The organism is Stenotrophomonas sp. YJH_SMC_16, assembly GCF_059367875.1.
In genome coordinates this window covers 239,364-256,967 of record NZ_JCAFRH010000004.1, presented here as the reverse complement: position 1 = coordinate 256,967, position 17,604 = coordinate 239,364, and the positions used below count along the sequence as shown (strand labels likewise).

Sequence of the window (17,604 nt, the reverse complement as noted above, 5' to 3'; positions counted from 1 at the left end):
GATCAGATCCTTTGTGAGCTCAGCCTCCAATTGTAGTCCCAGTCCCGTATGGGAATCGTTTCCATCGGGGAACGCCACCTGACTGGCGTTCGGGGGTCAGGCTCGCGTCGACCGTTTGCCCGCTTTACGGGAACGTTTGCCGGGCAGGCCCGGCAACGGCGCCAGCAGCGCCTGCACGTCTTCCTCGCTGAAGCGTGGCCACGTAGCGCCGCCGCCTTCGAGAATCGAGTCGGCCAGCGTGGCCTTGCGTTCCTGCAGCTCGGCGATCCGTTCTTCAATGCTGCCTGCGGCGATCAGCCGGTAAACGAACACCGGCTGCTGCTGGCCGATGCGATGGGCGCGGTCACTGGCCTGGTTTTCGGCCGCCGGGTTCCACCAGGGGTCGAAGTGGATGACGGTGTCGGCGGCGGTCAGGTTCAACCCGACGCCACCTGCCTTCAGGCTGATCAGGAACACCGGCACCTCGCCCTGCATGAAGCGCTGCACCGGCGTAGCCCGGTCCTGGGTGTCGCCGGTCAGGGTCACATGGGCGAGCCCGAGTTCCTCCAGCGCCTGCGCGATCAGTGCCAGCATGCCGGTGAACTGCGAGAACACCAGGACCCGCCGGCCTTCCTCGACCATCGACGGCAGCATGTCGCGCAGCAGCTCCAGCTTGGCCGAGCCGGCATTGCGTGCCGGGGTGTCGCCCGGCAGCAGGCGCGGATCGCAGCAGACCTGGCGCAGCTTCAGCAGGGCATCCAGCACCACGATATGGCTGCGCGCCAGCCCGCTGCCGCTGATGGCCTCGCGCACCTGCTTTTCCATCGCTGCACGCACGGTTTCATAGAGATCACGCTGGCCGCCTTCCATGTCCACCGCGCGGGTAATGAGGGTCTTGGGCGGAAGCTCTGACGCGACCTGTTCCTTGCGCCGGCGCAGGATGAAGGGACGCAGGCGCTGCGCCAGCAACGTGGCGCGACGGTGGTCGCTGCCACGTTCGATCGGATGGCGCCAATGCTGGTTGAACTGCTTCTCGCTGCCGAGCAGGCCGGGCAGCAGGAAGTCGAACTGCGTCCACAGCTCGCCCAGATGGTTCTCCAGTGGCGTGCCGGTCAGGCACAGGCGATGGCGGGCCTGCAGCGTGCGCAGGGTGATGGCCGCGCGAGACTTCGGATTCTTCACCTGCTGGGCTTCATCCAGAATCAGCAGATGGTAGGCATGTGCCTGCAGCGCCTGCTCGTCGCGCCACAGCAGGGGATACGTGGTCAGCACAAGATCATGCTCGGGAATCGCCTCGAACAGTGCTTCGCGCGTCGGTCCGTGCAGGGTCAGCACCCGCAGGCCAGGGGTGAAGCGTGCCGCTTCGCTCTGCCAGTTGTGCAGCAGCGAGGTCGGCACCACCAGCAGCGCCGGCTGGTCCAGGCGGCCACTTTCCTTTTCGACCAGCAGATGCGCCAGCGTCTGCAGGGTCTTGCCCAGCCCCATGTCATCGGCCAGCACGCCGCCCAGACCCTGCTGGCGCAGGTACTGCAGCCACGACAGGCCTTCACGCTGATAGGGACGCAGCGTCGCCACCAGCCCCGCCGGTGGCGGCACTTCACCCAGTGCGGGTGCCTGCATCAGGCGCTGCACCAGCGCCTGGGTATCCTTGCGCCCCCGGAACTGCAGGCGCGCCGTATCCCGCAGCGCCTGCAGGCGGCCACGGTCAAGCGCTGACAAGCGCAGCGGCGCGCCACGCTGGGCGAACAGGTCCGCCAACAGCGCCATGATCGGCTTCAATCGAGCGGCCCGCAGTGCCAGGCGGGTGCTGTCGCCTGCCATCAACAGGATGTTCTCGTCATCGCCGATGGCGTCCAGCTGGCCACGCATCCAGCGGGGATCGGACTGCAGCACCTGCTGCAGCAGCGGAACCATCGACACGTTGCGGCCTTCCACCTGGATGTCCAGGCCCAGGTTGAACCAGCCCGCATCCGCCGGGTCGGTCTGGATGTCCAGGCCGATCTCATCCACGCGGGTGATGCGATGGCGGAAATCGTCGTCCGTCTCCACTTTCCAGCCCAGGGCTTCCAGGCGCGGCACGTCGTCCAGCAGGAACCGTGTCCAGTCATGGGTGCGCAGCTGGAACTGCGGGCCTGCGCCGTCCAATGGCGCCCGTGGCTCCGTGTCGCGATGCAGTCCCACCGTGCGCAGCTCGGCCTCGCGCCGTGACTCCTCAACCAGGTCGCGGGGCAGCAGGGCGAGCTGGCCCTCCGGATCGTGTGCGAACAGGCTCGGATCATCCAGGAACCGCACGTGCTCGTCGTATTCGAAGGCCACGGTCGCGATATCGGCCCATTGCGAAGGGTCGCGGGGGCCGAGCCACGGCGGACGGAACTCGACCGTGTGCAGGCGCAGGACGGGCGTCATCGAACGGATCAGCAGCGTTGGCAGCGTGCTGCTGTCGTCGGGCATGGGGGGCGTATGGTCGATCTGCTGCAGCATCTGCGCCAGCACAGCCGCCACGTGCATGCAGTCGTGGCCGAGCAGGCAGGAACACCGGTTGCGCAGCAGGCTGCGCGGATGGCGAAGGCTGGCGGCCAGGTCGATCTCCACCCGGTAGGAGTACTTGGCCGGGATCTTTACCTCAGCGACCAGAATGTCACCGAACAGACGCATGCTGTGGACTTCCGACAGGCCATGGTCACTCATTTCCAGCGTCCGGCCTTCCATCCAGCGGAGCAGGTCTTCTTCGGTGTAGGTATGGGCCATCAACGAGGGTGGGGCGGGCACGGGGCCGGCCATTGGCAGGGGAACCCGGCATTCTACGGAACCCTGTGCGATGCCCGTGCAATGCTGCGGCGCATCCAGGCCCTTCGCCGCCCTCCAGCTAGAATGCGGTCATCCTCAACGTGCAGGGTAGTACAGCAATGCAGCAATCGACTTCCACCGGCAAGCGCAGCAAGCGCTTCGCCAGTGCGGCGGAGGCCCTGCAAGGGGTGGTCGCCGATGGCCAGACGCTGGCCGTGGGCGGCTTCGGCCTGTGTGGCATTCCCGAGGCATTGATCGCCGCGCTGCGCGACAGTGGCGTCAAGGGCCTGACCGTGATCTCCAACAATGCCGGCGTTGATGGTTTCGGACTGGGCCAGCTGCTGGAAACCCGGCAGATCAAGAAGATGATTTCGTCCTACGTGGGCGAGAACAAGGAATTCGAGCGACAGTTCCTGGCCGGCGAGCTCGAGCTGGAATTCAACCCGCAGGGCACCCTGGCCGAGCGCCTGCGTGCCGGCGGTGCAGGCATTCCGGCGTTCTTCACCGCCACCGGCTACGGCACGGTGGTGGCTGAAGGAAAGGAAACCCGCGAATTCGACGGCAAGCACTACGTAATGGAAACCGCGCTGCGCGCCGACGTGGCGCTGGTCAAGGCGTGGAAGGCCGACGAAGCGGGCAACCTGGTGTTCCGCAAGACCGCGCGCAACTTCAATCCGGCCTGCGCGATGGCCGGCAAGGTCTGCATCGTGGAAGTGGAGGAGGTGGTGCCGGTCGGCGCGATTGATCCGGACCAGGTGCACCTGCCGGGCATCTACGTACACCGCATCGTGCACAACCCGCATCCTGAAAAGCGTATCGAACAGCGCACCATCCGCGCGGAGGGCAACTGACATGGCGTGGACCCGCGATGAGATGGCGGCACGTGCCGCCCGCGAACTGACCGATGGTGCGTACGTGAACCTGGGCATCGGCCTGCCGACCCTGGTTGCCAACCACATCCCCGAAGGGGTGGACGTGTGGCTGCAGTCGGAAAACGGCCTGCTCGGCATCGGTCCGTTCCCGACCGACGCCGAAGTGGACGCCGACCTGATCAATGCCGGCAAGCAGACCGTCACCGCGCGTGCCGGTGCCAGCTATTTCGGCAGCCACGACAGCTTCGCGATGATCCGCGGTGGCCATGTGAACCTGGCTATCCTCGGCGCCATGCAGGTCACCGACAAGGGTGACCTGGCCAACTGGATGGTGCCCGGCAAGATGGTCAAGGGCATGGGCGGTGCGATGGACCTGGTGGCCGGCGTGCAGCGCGTGGTGGTGCTGATGGAGCACACCGCCAAGAACGGCGAGCACAAGATCCTGACCGAATGCACGCTGCCGCTGACCGGCGTGGGTGTGGTCGACCGCATCATCACCGATCTGGCCGTGTTCGACGTGACCGATGCCGGTCTGCAGCTGGTGGAGGCGGCGCCGGGTGTCAGTGATGAGGAGCTGAAGGAAAAGACTGGCGTCGCGTTCCGTCAGTAAGGCCTGCTCACGGCTACGCTGCCACGGCCACTGAAGTCATCTTCGGTAGCCAAATCCTGCAGCCAGGCGCCTGCCTGCCAGCTTCCCTCGGCAAGCAGGCGCAGTGGTTCCAGCACACTGCGTTTATCGAGGGTGATGCTGGCAACGTCCGTGTCGACCGCCGAGCAGACATCAGTGATGAATGCGAGCGCGCCAGCCTGCACTGCGGCGAGAGCTTCCAGTCCACGCTCCCCCAACGTCTGTTCGCCAAATTCGCCGTGCACTATTCCATTCTTGTCGCGGAAATAGCCGTTGAACTGACCGTGCGGGGCACTTAGCAGTGCTTCCAGCAAGAGGTCGTGCTGAAGGATCAAGGATGAGCCTGAGGGATCCTGGCGGCCGTCGAAGTAGCGCGCTTCAGCCCAGCCCAATCCGTCTAGCTGCTTGGCCGTTTCCCGCAAGGCGAAGTACTGGCCGCCAATCGGTTCGCCGCTAAGGCGGATCAGATTGCGCTGGATGGTTCCTGCATAACCCAGATCCACGACCATGGCTGGCTCTCCGCCAGTGGCCTCTGACAGGCGCGCTTGCCAGATTTGTCGGCTCTGCTCGGCCAACTCAAGGAGGGCGGGAAGTGCAGGTTGCAACCACAGCGAGACCGTGTCTGCCATTTCAGGCAAAAAGACGTCGCGCTCCAGCAGCGTAGAGTCAACTTGGGCAATGACGTCCATGGCCTGCGTGCCAAGGCGTGCCACAAGAAGTTGCCGCATGTTGCCGTTGAAGCTACCGGCCAGCACAGCGGATAGATCTGCATCCGCTGCCAGCGCCGGCAAGGCGGTGGAGCGGCGCGATGCAAGAAAATACTCTGTGCGCAGTGCTCGCATCCCAGGATGGACCCTGGCCAACAGTGTCCAAGCCTGCTCCAGCAGATAGCCCTCACGAGCGAGCAGCAGGATTGAACCGATATCCCGCCGCCGCGCGGTAGCAGCGGTCGTCAACAGGAAATCAAGCAGGATGGGGCCCAACACGCAGTAGCCCGCGTCATCCGCTGCAAGTTGTGGCGTCGGGTACACGCGATTTGGAGCAGTGTCGGCCAAGTACGTCAAACGATTGGCCAGCAAACCACGCCATAGCTGCTCAGGCCAAGGTGCCTGCGCTGTTGAACGATGGCGCAAGGTGCGCAGAGCGGGGACCATGTCGAACAGTGCGACAGGACGTAGGACATGGACCGGATTGATCAGGCCGGCGCGTTGCGGCAACTGGATATCCGAATGTTCGTTGTCGCCCACATGCAGCCAATGATCCGGAGCTGTTGCCAGCTGCTCCGCCCATCGCGCCCAGCTGGCGTCGGCATCCTTACGTTGCCCGGTTTCACAGGAGATCCACCAGGTGTCGGTAACGGCTTCCACCTCTGGCGGCAGTATACTGCGTAGTACAGTTGCGGGCAGGTACATGTCCGACAGAGCGATCAGCCGTTTGCCGGCCAACACCGGTAGTGCTTCCAGAAGCCCCTGGCGCGGGCGCAACAGCTCCTGCTCTGTCTGCACTTCCAGTGCCAGCAGACGTTGGGCCATGGCGCCGTCAAGGTGCCCGACGCGTCTCACCTGCTGGTAGATTTCGGCCAGTTCCGGATCGCGGCCCAGGCGCTGCCGTTCTGCGATCTCCGCGTCCTCGCGAATCTCGGCGAACGCGGTCAATCCCGATATGCGTTCAGCACGAAGTGCCAGCAGTTGGCGCGCGCCATTTGGCGTCGTGAAGGGGCGCAGAACCATGGTGTCGAATACATCCAGCGTCACCGCCCTGGCTTCGATGACCGCCATCCGTAGTTGCTCTGCCAGCGGATACCTAAAGGCAGCACCGGCATTGCGCTCACCTTCTGTGGCCATGTGGCGACTGCCATCGGCCGGCAGTACGCCGATTCGATAGCCGCGATCGCGAGCGATCAATGCGAAAAGACGTTCGATCGCATGCTGCAGAGTGCCATCGATCTGGCCCTGCTCTGCCGGAAACTCATCCCACGAAAGTCTCAGCTCGAACAGGGGCCGCAGGGCATCCACTCGCGCCCAGAACATCGAGCCTGCGGGGTAATCGAAGTAGCCGGTGCCGTCCCACCCCAGACCAAGGCGAGCGCTCAAAGTGCGACCTATTGAAGCGTTGGAAAGCCATGTATGTGCCCACGGCGGTAGCGACGCATGGGTTTCTGGATAGACCAGCCCCAGATCCGGGGCCGCTTGCAGCACGCCGAACAACCAAGCCAAGCGATCGCGGTCACCAAATAGCGATGCCAGTAGATAGCGCCGCCACTGCTCCTGGGTGCTACCGGTGTAAAGCGATTTCTTGGTATGTACGTGGCCCACCACGTCCAGCTCACGGATGCTGGCTTCAAATGCGAGGATCAGTGGCGCGATGTCACGGCCACGGTTGGCTACCTTCGCTATCTGCAGGTCGATCAGCAGGGGAAGCTGCCCAAACCGTGCACGAACCTGTTCTGCAGCGACGTCATCCACCACCGAGACCATAAGCCGATAGGGAACGGGCATCTGTTCCAGCGACAAGGCCAACTCTTCAATCAGGTCCGGATAGAAGACATGCGCCATCACTCCGACCTTCAATGAAATCCGCTCCAGTGGTACTGGCGCCGGCAATGGTGTGTCGCATACTGGTGGAGTACCCACGTGATGAGTTGCGCCGGAAGTGCGCACGCGGCGCAGCAGTCCACCAATACCCATGACACGTGCAATCTTCAGCGCGCGACGGACCACCGACCAGAGCCCCGGAAGTCCGCCTCCGTGGCGCTGAACCGAGCGTTGGATTGCATCAAGGTAACGACGGAGCTTCACCGTTCACTCCGTTGGTCAGATGCAGAGCTGGACTGGCTGGGTTTAAGGCGCGGCATCAGTTGAATTGGAAGGATATGTCGAGATAGAGCATTGTCCCGCCTGTGACTGAACCGGGCAAATCGGGCAAGCTGGGGGCTGACTTCATCTGAGGGCATAGCGCCATGCTGTTCCCCCACGACCTGCCCGATGCCGACGTCCAGCACCTGCCGGGCTGGCTGGCCGCAGCCGATTCCGACCGGCTCCTGCCCGCCCTGCAGGCCGAAGTCCGCTGGGAGGTCCATCGCATCCGCATGTTCGGCAACTGGGTGGATTCGCCGCGGCTGAGTTGCTGGATCGGCGATCCGCTGGCGCGCTACCGCTATTCCGGGGCTGAATTCGTGCCGCACCCTTGGCCACCCGCGTTGCAGGCCATGCGCGGGCGCCTGCAGGCGGAGGGCATCGGCCGCTTCAACAGCGTGCTGCTGAACCGCTATCGCGGCGGTGGCGACTACATGGGCTGGCACAGCGATGACGAGCCAGAGCTGGGGCCGACCCCGGTGATTGCTTCGCTGAGCCTGGGCGCGGCGCGCCGCTTCCTGCTGCGCCGGCGCGATGACCCGGCGCGGAAGGCCGAGTACCTGCTCGGCCATGGCGATCTGCTGGTGATGGCGGGGCAGACACAGCGGTTCTACCAGCACGCGCTGCCGAAGATGGCACGGGTGCAGGGCGAACGGATCAACCTGACGTTCCGCTGGATTACGCCACGCTGACGGTCAGCGCGCGACGGTCGGCTGGTCGGCCTGTCCGCTTGTCAGCGTCCAGCCCACCATCTCCTGTGCCAGCTGCTGCAGGCCGCGCTCGAACGCAGCGGCAACCGCCGGCACGTCGGTACTGCCGACCGGCTGCGCCTGGCGGAAGGTACGGTCGGCGACCACGCGCTGGTCGGCCACATGGATCAGCTTGGCGTTGACCTCGATCACCACGGTCGGCGTGGCCTGGCCCAGGTAGTCCGATTCAAAGCGGCGCACGTCGGTGGACAGCTTGTAGTCGGCACGGATGCCGGCACTGCTGCGCGCCACGCCACGGATGCGGCCGGAGTCCTCAAAGCCACGCAGCAGGGTGTCCTCGATCATGTCGGTGGCCGGCTGTGCCCAGCTGGCCCCCTTGTAGATCTCCATCTGCGACGGCGTCGGCCGCACGTTGATACGCGGGCTGTCGACCATGCGCGCGGCGCTGGGCTTGGCCAGCACCAGCTGCCAGCCCACCTGTGGCCACGCCGGGTCGGCCTTCACCTGCACGGACGGCGAGTACAGCGTCACTGCGGTTTTCTCGCTGCTGCCAAGGATGGAGCAGCCGCCCAGCAGGGTGACCATCGAAGCGGCCAGCAGCAGGCGCGGAAGGGCGGTCGGGCTCATTTGGGTTCGAACTCCTTCGGTGCGTCGCGGCCCAGCAGGTAGCGCGCGGGGTTGTTCTCGAGGCGGTCGCTGACCCGGCGCAGATCGCGGATCAGGCCGCGCAGTTCGGTCAGCGTCGGGCCGAGCTGGCCGAGGCCATCGTTGGCGAAGCTGTTGATCGCGGCACGGTTCTCGCCAAGGATCGAGTCGGCGTTGCCAGCGGCCGAATCAAGCTTGGCCAGGGTGGCGTCGAGCTTGTCGATGATGCCCGGCAGCTGCTGCACCAGGTTCTTGTCCAGGCGCTCGATGGTGCCATTGGTGGTCTTCAGCGTGGTGTCCAGGCTGCGGGCGGCATCGCGCGCGCTGAGCAGCAGCGCCTGCGTGCCCTGGTCGCGGTCGGCCAGGCCGCCGCTGATCGTTTCCAGGTTGGCCAGCGTCGCGTTGATCGAGGCCACGTTGCGGTCGCTGAGGATCTGGTCCATGCGCTCGACGATGCGGTTGGCAACGTCGGTGATGTTCTGCAGCGCCGACGGCGTGGTTGGAATGATCGGCGCCGGGTCCTTGTTGACCGTGGTCAGTGCCGGCGACTGCGGCGTACCACCGCTGAGCTGGATGATCGACGGGCCGGTCAGGCTGGTGATCGCCAGCTTTGCACGGGTATCGGTCTTGACCGGGGTGGTCGAGTTCAGGCGGATGCGTGCGACCACCTGGCGCGGGTCGTCCGGAACCAGGTTCAGTTCGATGATCGAACCCACCGCGATGCCGTTGTACTGCACCGGGCTGCCCACCGACAGGCCGGTTACTGCCTCGCGGAACACCACGCGGTATTCCTGCCAGGTACGGTCGGAGGAGTACTTGGCCGCCCACAGGCCGAAGGCCAGCAGGGCCAGGCCGGTGATCAGGGTGAACGCGCCGATCAGCACGTAGTTGGCTTTGGTTTCCATGGCTCAGGCACTCTCGATCTGTTCGCCGCGCGCGGCACGCGCACGCGGTCCGTGGAAGTATTCCTGGATCCACGGATGATCCAGTTTCTCGATGTCCGGCAGTGGCGCGTTGGCCACCACTTTGCGGTCGGCGATCACCGCCACCCGGTCGCAGATCGCATACAGCGTGTCCAGGTCGTGGGTGATCAGGAACACGGTCAACCCCAGTGCTTCCTGCAGGGTCTTGATCAGTCGGTCGAAGGCGGCCGCGCCGATCGGGTCGAGTCCGGCGGTCGGTTCATCCAGGAACAGCAGCGGCGGGTCCAGTGCCAACGCGCGGGCCAGGCCGGCGCGCTTGCGCATGCCGCCGGACAGCTGCGAGGGCAGTTTGTTGATCGCATCGGCGGGCAGGCCGGCCAGCTTCACCTTCAGCAGCGCCAGTTCGTAATGCCAGCGCTCGGGCAGTTCGCGGTGGTGCTCCTTCAACGGTACCTGCACGTTCTCGCCTACGGTCAGCGACGAGAACAACGCACCGTCCTGGAACAGCACGCCGGTGTTGCGCTCGATGTGCAGGCGGCTCTCGGCATCGTCGGCACGCGCGTCGCGGCCCAGCACCTCGATCCGGCCTTCGTCGGGCGTGCGCAGGCCGAGGATGGAGCGCATCAGCACCGACTTGCCGGTACCCGAACCACCCACCACGCCGAGAATTTCGCCGCGGCGCACGTCCAGGTCCAGGTCCTCGTGCACGGTCTGGCTGCCGAAGCGGTTGACCAGCCCGCGCACGCGGATGGCCAGGTCGTGGCCATCGTCGTCCTGCATGGGAATGTCGTCGGGCGTCGGATGCGTGCTCATGTCACCAGTCCATGTGCATGAACCACAACGCCGCGAAGGCGTCGATGATGATCACCAGCGAGATGGTCTGCACCACGCTGGAGGTGGTGCGTTCGCCCACCGACTGCGCCGTGCCTTCCACCTTCAGGCCTTCCAGGCAGCCGATCAGGCCGATCACCAGCGCGAACACCGGCGCCTTCGACAGGCCGACCAGCATGTGCCGCACTTCCATCGTCTCGTGCATGCGCGCGATGTACATCTGCGGCGGGATGTCGAGGTCGAACGCACCGACGGTGATGCCGCCGGCCAGGCCGGCGACCATCGCAATGAAGGTCAGCAGCGGCAGGGTGACCAGCAGCGCCAGCAGCCGTGGCAGCACCAGCAGGTCGATCGGATCCAGGCCCAGGGTGCGCATCGCATCGATTTCCTCGCGCGCTTTCATCGCACCGATCTGTGCGGTGAAGGCGCTGGCGGTGCGGCCGGCCAGCACGATGGCGGTCAGCAGCACCGCGAACTCGCGCAGGAAGGCGATGTTGACCAACTCGACCACGTAGATCTCGGCGCCGAAGTCGCGAAGGATGGTCGAGCCGAGGAAGGCGATCACCGCGCCCACCAGGTAGGACAGCAGCGCCACCAGCGGTACCGCGTCCAGCCCGACCTGCTCCATCTGGTGCACGGTGGCGGTCAGGCGGAAGCGACGGGGTTCCTTGACCAGGCGAGCTCCCTTGACCAGGTTCTCGCCGAGGAAACTGCACAGCGCCTTGATGTTGTGGCCGGTGGCATGGACGCTGACACCCAGCCGTTCCAGCGCCGCCAGCACGCCGAAGTCGCGCTTGGGCTTGGGCCGGTCGTCGGCCACTTCCTCGATGGTGCACACCAGTGCCTGGTGATCCGGGCGGAACTTCAGTGCGTCCTCGCCGAGGTCGGCGCGATGGGCTACGCGCAGCACCTGCAGCACGCCGGCCGAATCCATTTTCTCGATGGCGGTGGCATCGATGCCGGTCAGCGTGTCGGGAACGCCGCGCAGGACTTCGGCCGCGGCCAGCGCGGTCTTCAAGGTCCAGGTGCCGGACAGGCGGATCACGCCCGGGTCATGGGCATCCTGTTCGAGCTGGGGGGCGTGGTTCGGGGTCACTTGGGCCATTCGGGTCGCAGCATAACCGTTCTGTATTGGGCTTCGCGTCGAACTCGGATGAATTTCTCCGGTAAGGCCCAGCCTAGGTAATACTACGGCGCATGTCCGCAGACGCTCACACGATCCCCACGCCCCAGGCCAGCTACGCACAGCGCGTGGCCTTCGTTTCCGAGATCGCCGGACGCCTGCACAGCTATGGCACAACGGCCCAGCGCCTGGAAACAGCGGTGGTGGCACTGGCCCGCCAGCTCGATCTGGATTGTGAACCGTGGTCGAATCCCACCGGTATCATCCTCAGCTTCAGCGACCCGGCGCAGGCGATCGGCTCCAGTGACATCACCCGCGTGATCCGCTTGGCGCCCGGCGAGAACGACCTGCACAAGCTCAGCGTCGCCGACCATATCGCCGAGGAAGTGGCCAATGGGCGGATGAGCATCGCCCAGGGCCACACCGCATTGCGCCAGCTGGACAAGGATCCGGGCCGGCGCGGCAAGCTGCGCACCATCCTTTCGTTCACCCTCGGCGCGGCCGGCGTGGCCGGCATGTGGAAGCTGCCGTGGCTGGACATCGCCACCGCCGGTGTCATCGGCCTGATGATCGGCCTGCTCGGCATGGTCACCGACCGTCGCCCGGCCACCCGCGAAGCAGCCGAGGCACTGGCCGCGCTGCTGGCCGGCCTGGTCGCCACGCTGGTCGCGTCCTTCATCGGCGCGCTCAACCTCAACACAGTGATCATCGCCTCGCTGGTGGTGCTGCTGCCGGGCATGTCGCTGACCAATGCGGTCAATGAACTGGCCAGCCAGCACTGGGTGTCGGGGACCGCGCGCTTCGCCGGTGCGCTGACCACCATCATGAAACTCAGTGTGGGCGCGATGATCGCGGTGACCTTGGCCGACGTGCTCGGCCTCGACCCGGTGATCCGCGCGGCGCGGCCGCAGGGGCCCTGGGTGGAGTGGGGCTCGCTGCTGACCGCGGCGTTCGCCTTCGCGATGCTGTTCAAGGCCAACCGCCGCGATTACCCGTGGGTGATCGCCGCCTCGGTGGCCGGCTATGCGATCTCCAAGTTCGGTGGCCACGCCTGGGGCGCGCCTGCCGGCATCTTCCTGTCGGCGATGCTGCTGACCGCCGGTGGCAATCTGTTCGGCCGTCTCGTTGGCCGCCCGGGTGCGATCATCCGCCTGCCTGGCATCATCATGATGGTGCCAGGCAGCACCAGCCTGCGCGGCGTGCTGACCCTGGTCCAGCAGCAGGACGTGGGTGCCGGCCAGAGCGTGTTCCTCACCGTGCTCAACGTGGTGATGGCCCTGGTCGCCGGCCTGCTGTTCGGCAACCTGCTGATGCCGGCGCGCAAGACTCTGTAGAGCCGAGCCCATGCTCGGCTTCGGATATGGATAGCCGAGCGTGGGCTCGGCTCTACAAGCAAAAAACGCCGGCTTTCGCCGGCGTTTTTCATTGCATCCCGATCCGGCCTCAGGCCTTCTTGATCAGGAAATCTTCCGGCTTCTTGTTGCCCTTGGCGGTCAGCTCGGCCATCCAGCGCGGCTGCTTGCCACGACCGGTCCAGGTTTCCTTGGGGTTGGCCGGGTTGCGGTACTTCGGAGCAACCTTGCCCAGCTTGCGGCCAGCGGTCTTCGACGGTGCCTTGGCGGCCTTGGCCACCTTGCGCGCGCGCGGGGCCGGGGCGTCGCCGAACAGTTCCTCGATGGTGTAACCCTCGGTCTTGGCCAGCTTGGTCAGCTGTGCCCGGACCTTGGTGATCGGCCGGCGCTTGGCGACGATGGTCTGCTGTTTCTTGGCGGTACGGATCAGGGCGCCCAGCTCGCGTGCCGACAGGCCGGTCAGGTCAATGCTCATTTACGGTTACTCCGGAAACTAATAAGTGGACGGGACGAGCCAGTCCATGGCGTCGCGGGACAGAATAAAGATGAATTAATCCCAGCACAAATGCAGGCGGGTCATGGCCTGGCAGCATCCCGGCTGCATTGCGTCTATTTTGACCGGATTATGTCCGCTGCAATATTGCTCAAATGGGCGTCAGCTAGAAAAAGACCGGGGCATGCCCCGGTCTTTTCCTGATCAGTCCTGCAGACGCTGCAGCAGGGTGGCCTTGTCCAGGTTCTCGGCTTCGCTGGCGCGGCGCGAGCGGTACTCGTAGGTACCGGCGGCCAGGCCACGTTCGCTGACCACCACGCGGTGCGGGATGCCGATCAGTTCCATGTCGGCGAACATCGCGCCCGGGCGCAGGCCACGGTCATCCAGCGCGGCATCGAGGCCGGCGTCGCGAAGTTCCTGCAGCAGGTTGGACGCTGCATCGGCGACGGCAGCGTCGCCCTTCGGGTTGATCACGCACACCACCACCTGCCACGGCGCCATCGCGTCCGGCCAGATGATGCCGGCATCGTCATGGTTCTGTTCGATCGCGGCAGCCACCACGCGCGAGATGCCGATGCCATAGCAGCCCATCGCCATCACCGCCGCCTTGCCGTTCTCGTCCAGCACCGTGGCATCCAGCGCTTCGGCGTACTTGCGGCCCAGCTGGAACACGTGGCCGACTTCGATGCCACGGGCGATCTTCAGTTCGCCGCCGTCCAGCGCGCGGTCACCGGCACGCACGTTGCGGATGTCGGCCACTTCCGGTTCCGGCAGGTCGCGGCCCCAGTTGACGCCGGCCAGGTGGAAACCGGCTTCGTTGGCGCCGACGACGAAGTCGGACATCGCCGCCACTTCGCGATCAGCCACCACCCGGATGGCCTTGGCCGGGGCGACCGGGCCGAGGAAGCCCGGCACGGCGCCCAGATGGTCGGCGATTTCCGCTTCGCTGGCGAAGCGCTGTTCGTCCAGGCCGGCAACCTTGGCCAGCTTGATCTCGTTGACCTCATGGTCGCCGCGGACCAGCACCAGCACGAACTGCTGTGCCTTGCCTTCGCCAGCGATCAGCGCCACCGACTTCACCGTGCGCTGCAGGGCGATGCCGAGCAGGGCCGCGACGTCCTCGCAGGTCTTCTGGGTGGGGGTGTCGACCTTGCGCATGGCTTCGCTGGCGGCGGCACGCGGTGCCGGATCGGCGGCAATCGCCGCTTCCATGTTGGCCGCGTAGTCCGAACCGGTGGAGAACACCAGCGCGTCCTCGCCGGAATCGGCGATCACGTGGAATTCCTGCGACGCATCGCCGCCGATCGCACCGGAGTCGGCCTGCACCATGCGGAAGTCCAGGCCGAGGCGGGTGAAGATGCGGCTATAGGCCGACTTCATGTTCTCGTATTCGCGCACCAGGCACTCATCGTGCAGGTGGAACGAATAGGCGTCCTTCATCAGGAACTCGCGCGAACGCATCACGCCGAAGCGCGGACGGATCTCGTCGCGGAACTTGGTCTGCACCTGGTAGAAATTGACCGGCAGCTGCTTGTAGCTGGACAGCTCGCTGCGCGCGAAGTCGCAGGCGGCTTCTTCGGCGGTCGGGCTGTAGCAGAACACCTGGTCCTTGCGGTCCTTGATCTTCAGCAGCTGCGGGCCGAACTTCTGCCAGCGGCCGGTCTGCTCCCATAGTTCCTTCGGCTGGATGGTCGGGATCTGGAATTCCACGGCACCGGCGCGGTCCATTTCCTCGCGCACGATGCGCTCGACCTTGCGCAGCACGCGCAGGCCCAGCGGCGACCAGGTGTACAGGCCCGATGCCAGCTTGCGGATCATGCCCGCGCGCAGCATCAGCCGGTGGCTGGTGAGCTCGGCGTCGCTGGGGGTTTCCTTGGTGGTGTGCAGGTGGAACTGGGAGAGGCGCATCGTCGGCTTCGGATAACGGCAGAGACGCCTATTCTGCCAGCCCGGCCGGGGGGAGGGGTATCGGCAGGGCTGCGCCCTGCACCCGCCTCAAGCAACGTCAACTGCAACTGCCGAAGCAACGGCAAAGGCGAGTTTACTGGGGGTTTACGGCGTCCCCGCAAACCCACAGTGCCCCGCCATCCCTCAGGAAGCCGCTTTGGCGTTTGACGTTGCCGTTGCTTGAAGCAGGTGCAGGGCTGCAAGCCCTGCCGATACCCTCACTCCGCCGGGCAGTAAGCCTTGATCGCCGCTTCAGCCAACCCCTTCTGCGCACTGCGCTGCTCCGGAGCCAACGGGGTATCGGCCTTGCCATCGCCATCGGTGTCCTGCATCACCTGGCCGCCACCGTCCAGCAGGGCCAGGTTGGCCCGGGCCGTGCTGCACTGCTCAGGCACCGGTGCGGCGGGGGTCTCGGCGCTGGCCGCAGCCTGTGGGCTGCGCGCCTGCGCACGGGTCTCGAATTTCCTGCCCGCCGGAGGGGTCTCCGAATACTGGGTCACGCCATTGGCGTCCTTCCATTTATAGACCGGGCCGGCCACGACGTTGGCACTGGCCAACAGCAGCAGGCATCCAAGGCAGGACAGGGCACGCATGGCAAACTCCACGGAATGGGCGTAGAACGCCGATTGCAGCATTGGCGCCGAGCACTGGCAAGTCGATTAAACTGGATTCCATGGACCCGATCACACCGCCGCCGCGTTCGCGCACGATTTACCTGCTGCCCAACCTGTTCACCACCGCCGGCCTGTTTGCCGGCTTCTACGCGATCATCGCCGCGGCCAACGGGGACTTCGTCAACGCCAGCATCGCCGTGTTCGTGGCAGCGGTGATGGATGGCCTGGATGGGCGCGTGGCGCGCCTGACCGGCACCAGCAGTGAATTCGGCGTGCAGTACGACTCGCTGGCCGATCTGGTCAGCTTCGGCATGGCCCCGGCGCTGGTGATGTACCACTGGTCGCTGTCATGGCTGAAGTTCGATGATCCGCTGCTCGGCCGCGTCGGCTGGGCCGTGGCCTTCCTGTATGCGGCCTGCGCGGCACTGCGCCTGGCCCGCTTCAACACCCAGGTGGCGGTGGTCGACAAGCGCTGGTTCGTTGGCCTGGCCAGCCCGGCCGCAGCGGGCCTGATGATGTCCTTCGTCTGGGCGTTTGCCGATGGCAACCTGGGCTGGGACGGCAACCAGCTGCGCTACGTGGCGCTGGCGGTGACGATCATCGCGGCGCTGCTGATGGTCAGCCGTATCCGCTTCTGGAGCTTCAAGGGCGGCGCTGCCAAGGGCACCCGTTCGGATCGCGTGCCGTTCCTGGTGCTCGCCCTGGTGCCGGTGGCCATCGCCATCGCGGTGATCGACCTGCCGCGCGTGCTGTTCGCGGTGGGCATCCTGTACGCCTTGTCCGGCCCGGTGATGTGGGCCGTGCAGCGCCTGCGCAAGAAGCCCGAGGCCGCGTGAGCCAGGACCTGCCCGTGCTGTGGTCACCGGCCCAGCAGGCCTGGCTGCAGGCCATGGGCTACACCGTCTACCACGACGGCCAGTTGGCCGCGGAACTGGATGCCGCGCTGCAGCTGAGCGTGGCCCAAGCCGAGACGGCTGCCGCGCCAGCGGCGGAGCAGGCGCGGGCATCCACCGCACCCGCGCGTGAGCCTCTGGCTGCGGCCACACCCGTTTCCCGCCAGGAGCGTCCGGCACCCCCGCGTCGCGAGACCCCGGTCAGCGCACCGGACACCGCGCCCGCCGCTGCCCGCCCGCTGCCCGGCGGCAATGCCCGGCAGCCGGTGGTGCGGCTGCCGGATCGCCTGCAGATCGCCTTGCTGCGCGCGTCCGGCTGCAACCCCAACGATCCGGCCACGCAGGCGCTGATGGACAGCTGGCCGCTGGACCAGTTGCGCCAGGACCCGGCCGCCAAGCGCGCGCTGTGGCCGCAGCTGCGCACCCTGCGCAAGCGGGGCACGCCATGAGTGCGGTCAGCCAGCCCGGTCCGGTCAGCCTGCGTGCGCTGCGCGAGAGCGACCTCAACGCGGTGATGGCGATTGAAGTACGCGGCTATCCGTTTCCCTGGACCCGCGGCATCTTCGTTGACTGCCTGCGTGCCGGTTATCCCGGCCTGGCGATGGAGCGCGATGGCCAGCTGATCGGCTACGGCGTGCTCAGCATCGCCGCCGACGAGGCCCATGTGCTGAACATCTGCATCGACCCGTTCACGCAGTCGCGTGGCCTCGGGCGGCAACTGCTGCGGGCGCTGGTGCAGCTGGCCGGCGACCGTGGCGCGCAGCGGGTGTTCCTGGAAGTGCGTCCGTCCAACACGCCGGCGCTGGCGCTGTACCACAGCGAAGGCTTCAACGAGATCGGCCGCCGCCCGCGTTACTACCCGGCCGCACAGGGCCGCGAAGACGCGGTGGTGATGGCGATCGAACTGGTCGACGGCGACCTGCAGGCGATGCCGCCGCTGTAACCGGGAAGG

General features: G+C 66.0%; 16 protein-coding genes. 7 read left to right on the top strand and 9 right to left on the bottom strand.

Annotated elements, in window-relative coordinates:
* Positions 1-96: 96 nt before the first annotated feature.
* Entirely contained in the window at positions 97-2,727 is a 2,631-nt protein-coding gene (locus AC5P6E_RS10980) for a DEAD/DEAH box helicase (protein ID WP_495230985.1), read from the bottom strand.
* A gap of 158 nt (positions 2,728-2,885) precedes the next feature.
* On the opposite strand from AC5P6E_RS10980, the gene AC5P6E_RS10975 reads away from it, so the two are divergent.
* Together AC5P6E_RS10975 and AC5P6E_RS10970 are read left to right on the top strand one after the other, a co-directional pair.
* On the top strand, positions 2,886-3,617 hold the full coding sequence (locus AC5P6E_RS10975; protein WP_021202697.1) for a CoA transferase subunit A: 732 nt from the start codon (positions 2,886-2,888) through the stop codon (positions 3,615-3,617).
* A 1-nt stretch (position 3,618) separates the two neighbouring features.
* A complete protein-coding gene (locus AC5P6E_RS10970) occupies positions 3,619-4,248 on the top strand; it encodes a CoA transferase subunit B (protein ID WP_071306587.1) in 630 nt (209 codons plus the stop codon).
* Here the strand turns inward: AC5P6E_RS10970 and AC5P6E_RS10965 are convergent.
* The gene (locus AC5P6E_RS10965) at positions 4,242-7,064 is read right to left on the bottom strand and encodes a rhamnan synthesis F family protein (RefSeq protein WP_495230954.1); all 2,823 of its coding nucleotides are present in this window, start codon (positions 7,062-7,064) and stop codon (positions 4,242-4,244) included. The genes AC5P6E_RS10970 and AC5P6E_RS10965 overlap by 7 nt on opposite strands.
* A 161-nt stretch (positions 7,065-7,225) precedes the next feature.
* On the opposite strand from AC5P6E_RS10965, the gene AC5P6E_RS10960 reads away from it, so the two are divergent.
* On the top strand, positions 7,226-7,813 hold the full coding sequence (locus AC5P6E_RS10960) for an alpha-ketoglutarate-dependent dioxygenase AlkB family protein (RefSeq protein ID WP_495230953.1): 588 nt from the start codon (positions 7,226-7,228) through the stop codon (positions 7,811-7,813).
* A gap of 3 nt (positions 7,814-7,816) precedes the next feature.
* On the opposite strand, the gene AC5P6E_RS10955 is transcribed toward AC5P6E_RS10960, so the two are convergent.
* The 4 genes from AC5P6E_RS10955 to AC5P6E_RS10940 are packed head-to-tail and all read right to left on the bottom strand — an operon-like array spanning position 7,817 to position 11,335.
* A complete protein-coding gene (locus AC5P6E_RS10955; protein ID WP_049455356.1) occupies positions 7,817-8,458 on the bottom strand; it encodes an ABC-type transport auxiliary lipoprotein family protein in 642 nt (213 codons plus the stop codon).
* Entirely contained in the window at positions 8,455-9,381 is a 927-nt protein-coding gene (locus AC5P6E_RS10950; protein ID WP_010480691.1) for an MlaD family protein, read from the bottom strand. The genes AC5P6E_RS10955 and AC5P6E_RS10950 overlap by 4 nt, the downstream gene beginning before the upstream one ends.
* Before the next feature lie 3 nt (positions 9,382-9,384).
* A complete protein-coding gene (locus AC5P6E_RS10945; RefSeq protein WP_010480693.1) occupies positions 9,385-10,212 on the bottom strand; it encodes an ABC transporter ATP-binding protein in 828 nt (275 codons plus the stop codon).
* A gap of 1 nt (position 10,213) precedes the next feature.
* Positions 10,214-11,335, bottom strand: coding sequence for an ABC transporter permease (locus AC5P6E_RS10940; protein ID WP_010480695.1), 1,122 nt, complete (start codon positions 11,333-11,335; stop codon positions 10,214-10,216).
* A 92-nt stretch (positions 11,336-11,427) separates the two neighbouring features.
* Between AC5P6E_RS10940 and AC5P6E_RS10935 the strand changes: the two genes are divergently transcribed.
* On the top strand, positions 11,428-12,687 hold the full coding sequence (locus tag AC5P6E_RS10935; RefSeq protein WP_010480697.1) for a threonine/serine exporter family protein: 1,260 nt from the start codon (positions 11,428-11,430) through the stop codon (positions 12,685-12,687).
* Positions 12,688-12,796: 109 nt separating this feature from the next.
* Here the strand turns inward: AC5P6E_RS10935 and AC5P6E_RS10930 are convergent, their stop codons facing one another.
* The 3 genes from AC5P6E_RS10930 to AC5P6E_RS10920 all read right to left on the bottom strand — a co-directional run bounded on the left by AC5P6E_RS10930 (position 12,797) and on the right by AC5P6E_RS10920 (position 15,738).
* On the bottom strand, positions 12,797-13,180 hold the full coding sequence (locus AC5P6E_RS10930) for an H-NS histone family protein (RefSeq protein ID WP_049398421.1): 384 nt from the start codon (positions 13,178-13,180) through the stop codon (positions 12,797-12,799).
* A gap of 222 nt (positions 13,181-13,402) precedes the next feature.
* Positions 13,403-15,106 carry a proline--tRNA ligase gene (locus tag AC5P6E_RS10925; protein ID WP_019338434.1) on the bottom strand — a complete coding sequence of 568 codons (1,704 nt, stop codon included), beginning with the start codon at positions 15,104-15,106 and terminating at the stop codon, positions 13,403-13,405.
* A gap of 257 nt (positions 15,107-15,363) precedes the next feature.
* Positions 15,364-15,738, bottom strand: a complete 375-nt coding sequence (locus AC5P6E_RS10920; RefSeq protein ID WP_029379706.1) for a DUF4124 domain-containing protein — start codon at positions 15,736-15,738, stop codon at positions 15,364-15,366.
* Between the two features lie 80 nt (positions 15,739-15,818).
* Between AC5P6E_RS10920 and pssA the strand changes: the two genes are divergently transcribed.
* Genes pssA through rimI form a run of 3 tightly spaced genes read left to right on the top strand, consistent with a single transcriptional unit; the run spans position 15,819 to position 17,595 of the window.
* Complete coding sequence (gene pssA, locus AC5P6E_RS10915; RefSeq protein ID WP_005415206.1) at positions 15,819-16,595, top strand: CDP-diacylglycerol--serine O-phosphatidyltransferase; 777 nt, start codon at positions 15,819-15,821, stop codon at positions 16,593-16,595.
* On the top strand, positions 16,592-17,101 hold the full coding sequence (locus tag AC5P6E_RS10910; protein WP_495230951.1) for a hypothetical protein: 510 nt from the start codon (positions 16,592-16,594) through the stop codon (positions 17,099-17,101). The genes pssA and AC5P6E_RS10910 overlap by 4 nt, the downstream gene beginning before the upstream one ends.
* A complete protein-coding gene (rimI, locus tag AC5P6E_RS10905) occupies positions 17,098-17,595 on the top strand; it encodes a ribosomal protein S18-alanine N-acetyltransferase (protein WP_010480714.1) in 498 nt (165 codons plus the stop codon). The genes AC5P6E_RS10910 and rimI overlap by 4 nt, the downstream gene beginning before the upstream one ends.
* The last annotated feature ends 9 nt before the right edge of the window (positions 17,596-17,604 follow it).

Excerpts from the sequence above, each read along its gene's own strand:
- AC5P6E_RS10975 (WP_021202697.1), top strand. The coding sequence starts at position 2,886 with ATGCAGCAATCGACTTCCACCGGCAAGCGCAGCAAGCGCTTCGCCAGT.
- AC5P6E_RS10955 (WP_049455356.1), bottom strand. The coding sequence starts at position 8,458 with ATGAGCCCGACCGCCCTTCCGCGCCTGCTGCTGGCCGCTTCGATGGTC.
- AC5P6E_RS10940 (WP_010480695.1), bottom strand. The coding sequence starts at position 11,335 with ATGGCCCAAGTGACCCCGAACCACGCCCCCCAGCTCGAACAGGATGCC.
- pssA (WP_005415206.1), top strand. The coding sequence starts at position 15,819 with ATGGACCCGATCACACCGCCGCCGCGTTCGCGCACGATTTACCTGCTG.
- AC5P6E_RS10930 (WP_049398421.1), bottom strand. The coding sequence starts at position 13,180 with ATGAGCATTGACCTGACCGGCCTGTCGGCACGCGAGCTGGGCGCCCTG.
- AC5P6E_RS10945 (WP_010480693.1), bottom strand. The coding sequence starts at position 10,212 with ATGAGCACGCATCCGACGCCCGACGACATTCCCATGCAGGACGACGAT.
- AC5P6E_RS10935 (WP_010480697.1), top strand. The coding sequence starts at position 11,428 with ATGTCCGCAGACGCTCACACGATCCCCACGCCCCAGGCCAGCTACGCA.
- rimI (WP_010480714.1), top strand. The coding sequence starts at position 17,098 with ATGAGTGCGGTCAGCCAGCCCGGTCCGGTCAGCCTGCGTGCGCTGCGC.
- AC5P6E_RS10925 (WP_019338434.1), bottom strand. The coding sequence starts at position 15,106 with ATGCGCCTCTCCCAGTTCCACCTGCACACCACCAAGGAAACCCCCAGC.
- AC5P6E_RS10920 (WP_029379706.1), bottom strand. The coding sequence starts at position 15,738 with ATGCGTGCCCTGTCCTGCCTTGGATGCCTGCTGCTGTTGGCCAGTGCC.
- AC5P6E_RS10970 (WP_071306587.1), top strand. The coding sequence starts at position 3,619 with ATGGCGTGGACCCGCGATGAGATGGCGGCACGTGCCGCCCGCGAACTG.
- AC5P6E_RS10950 (WP_010480691.1), bottom strand. The coding sequence starts at position 9,381 with ATGGAAACCAAAGCCAACTACGTGCTGATCGGCGCGTTCACCCTGATC.
- AC5P6E_RS10980 (WP_495230985.1), bottom strand. The coding sequence starts at position 2,727 with ATGGCCCATACCTACACCGAAGAAGACCTGCTCCGCTGGATGGAAGGC.
- AC5P6E_RS10960 (WP_495230953.1), top strand. The coding sequence starts at position 7,226 with ATGCTGTTCCCCCACGACCTGCCCGATGCCGACGTCCAGCACCTGCCG.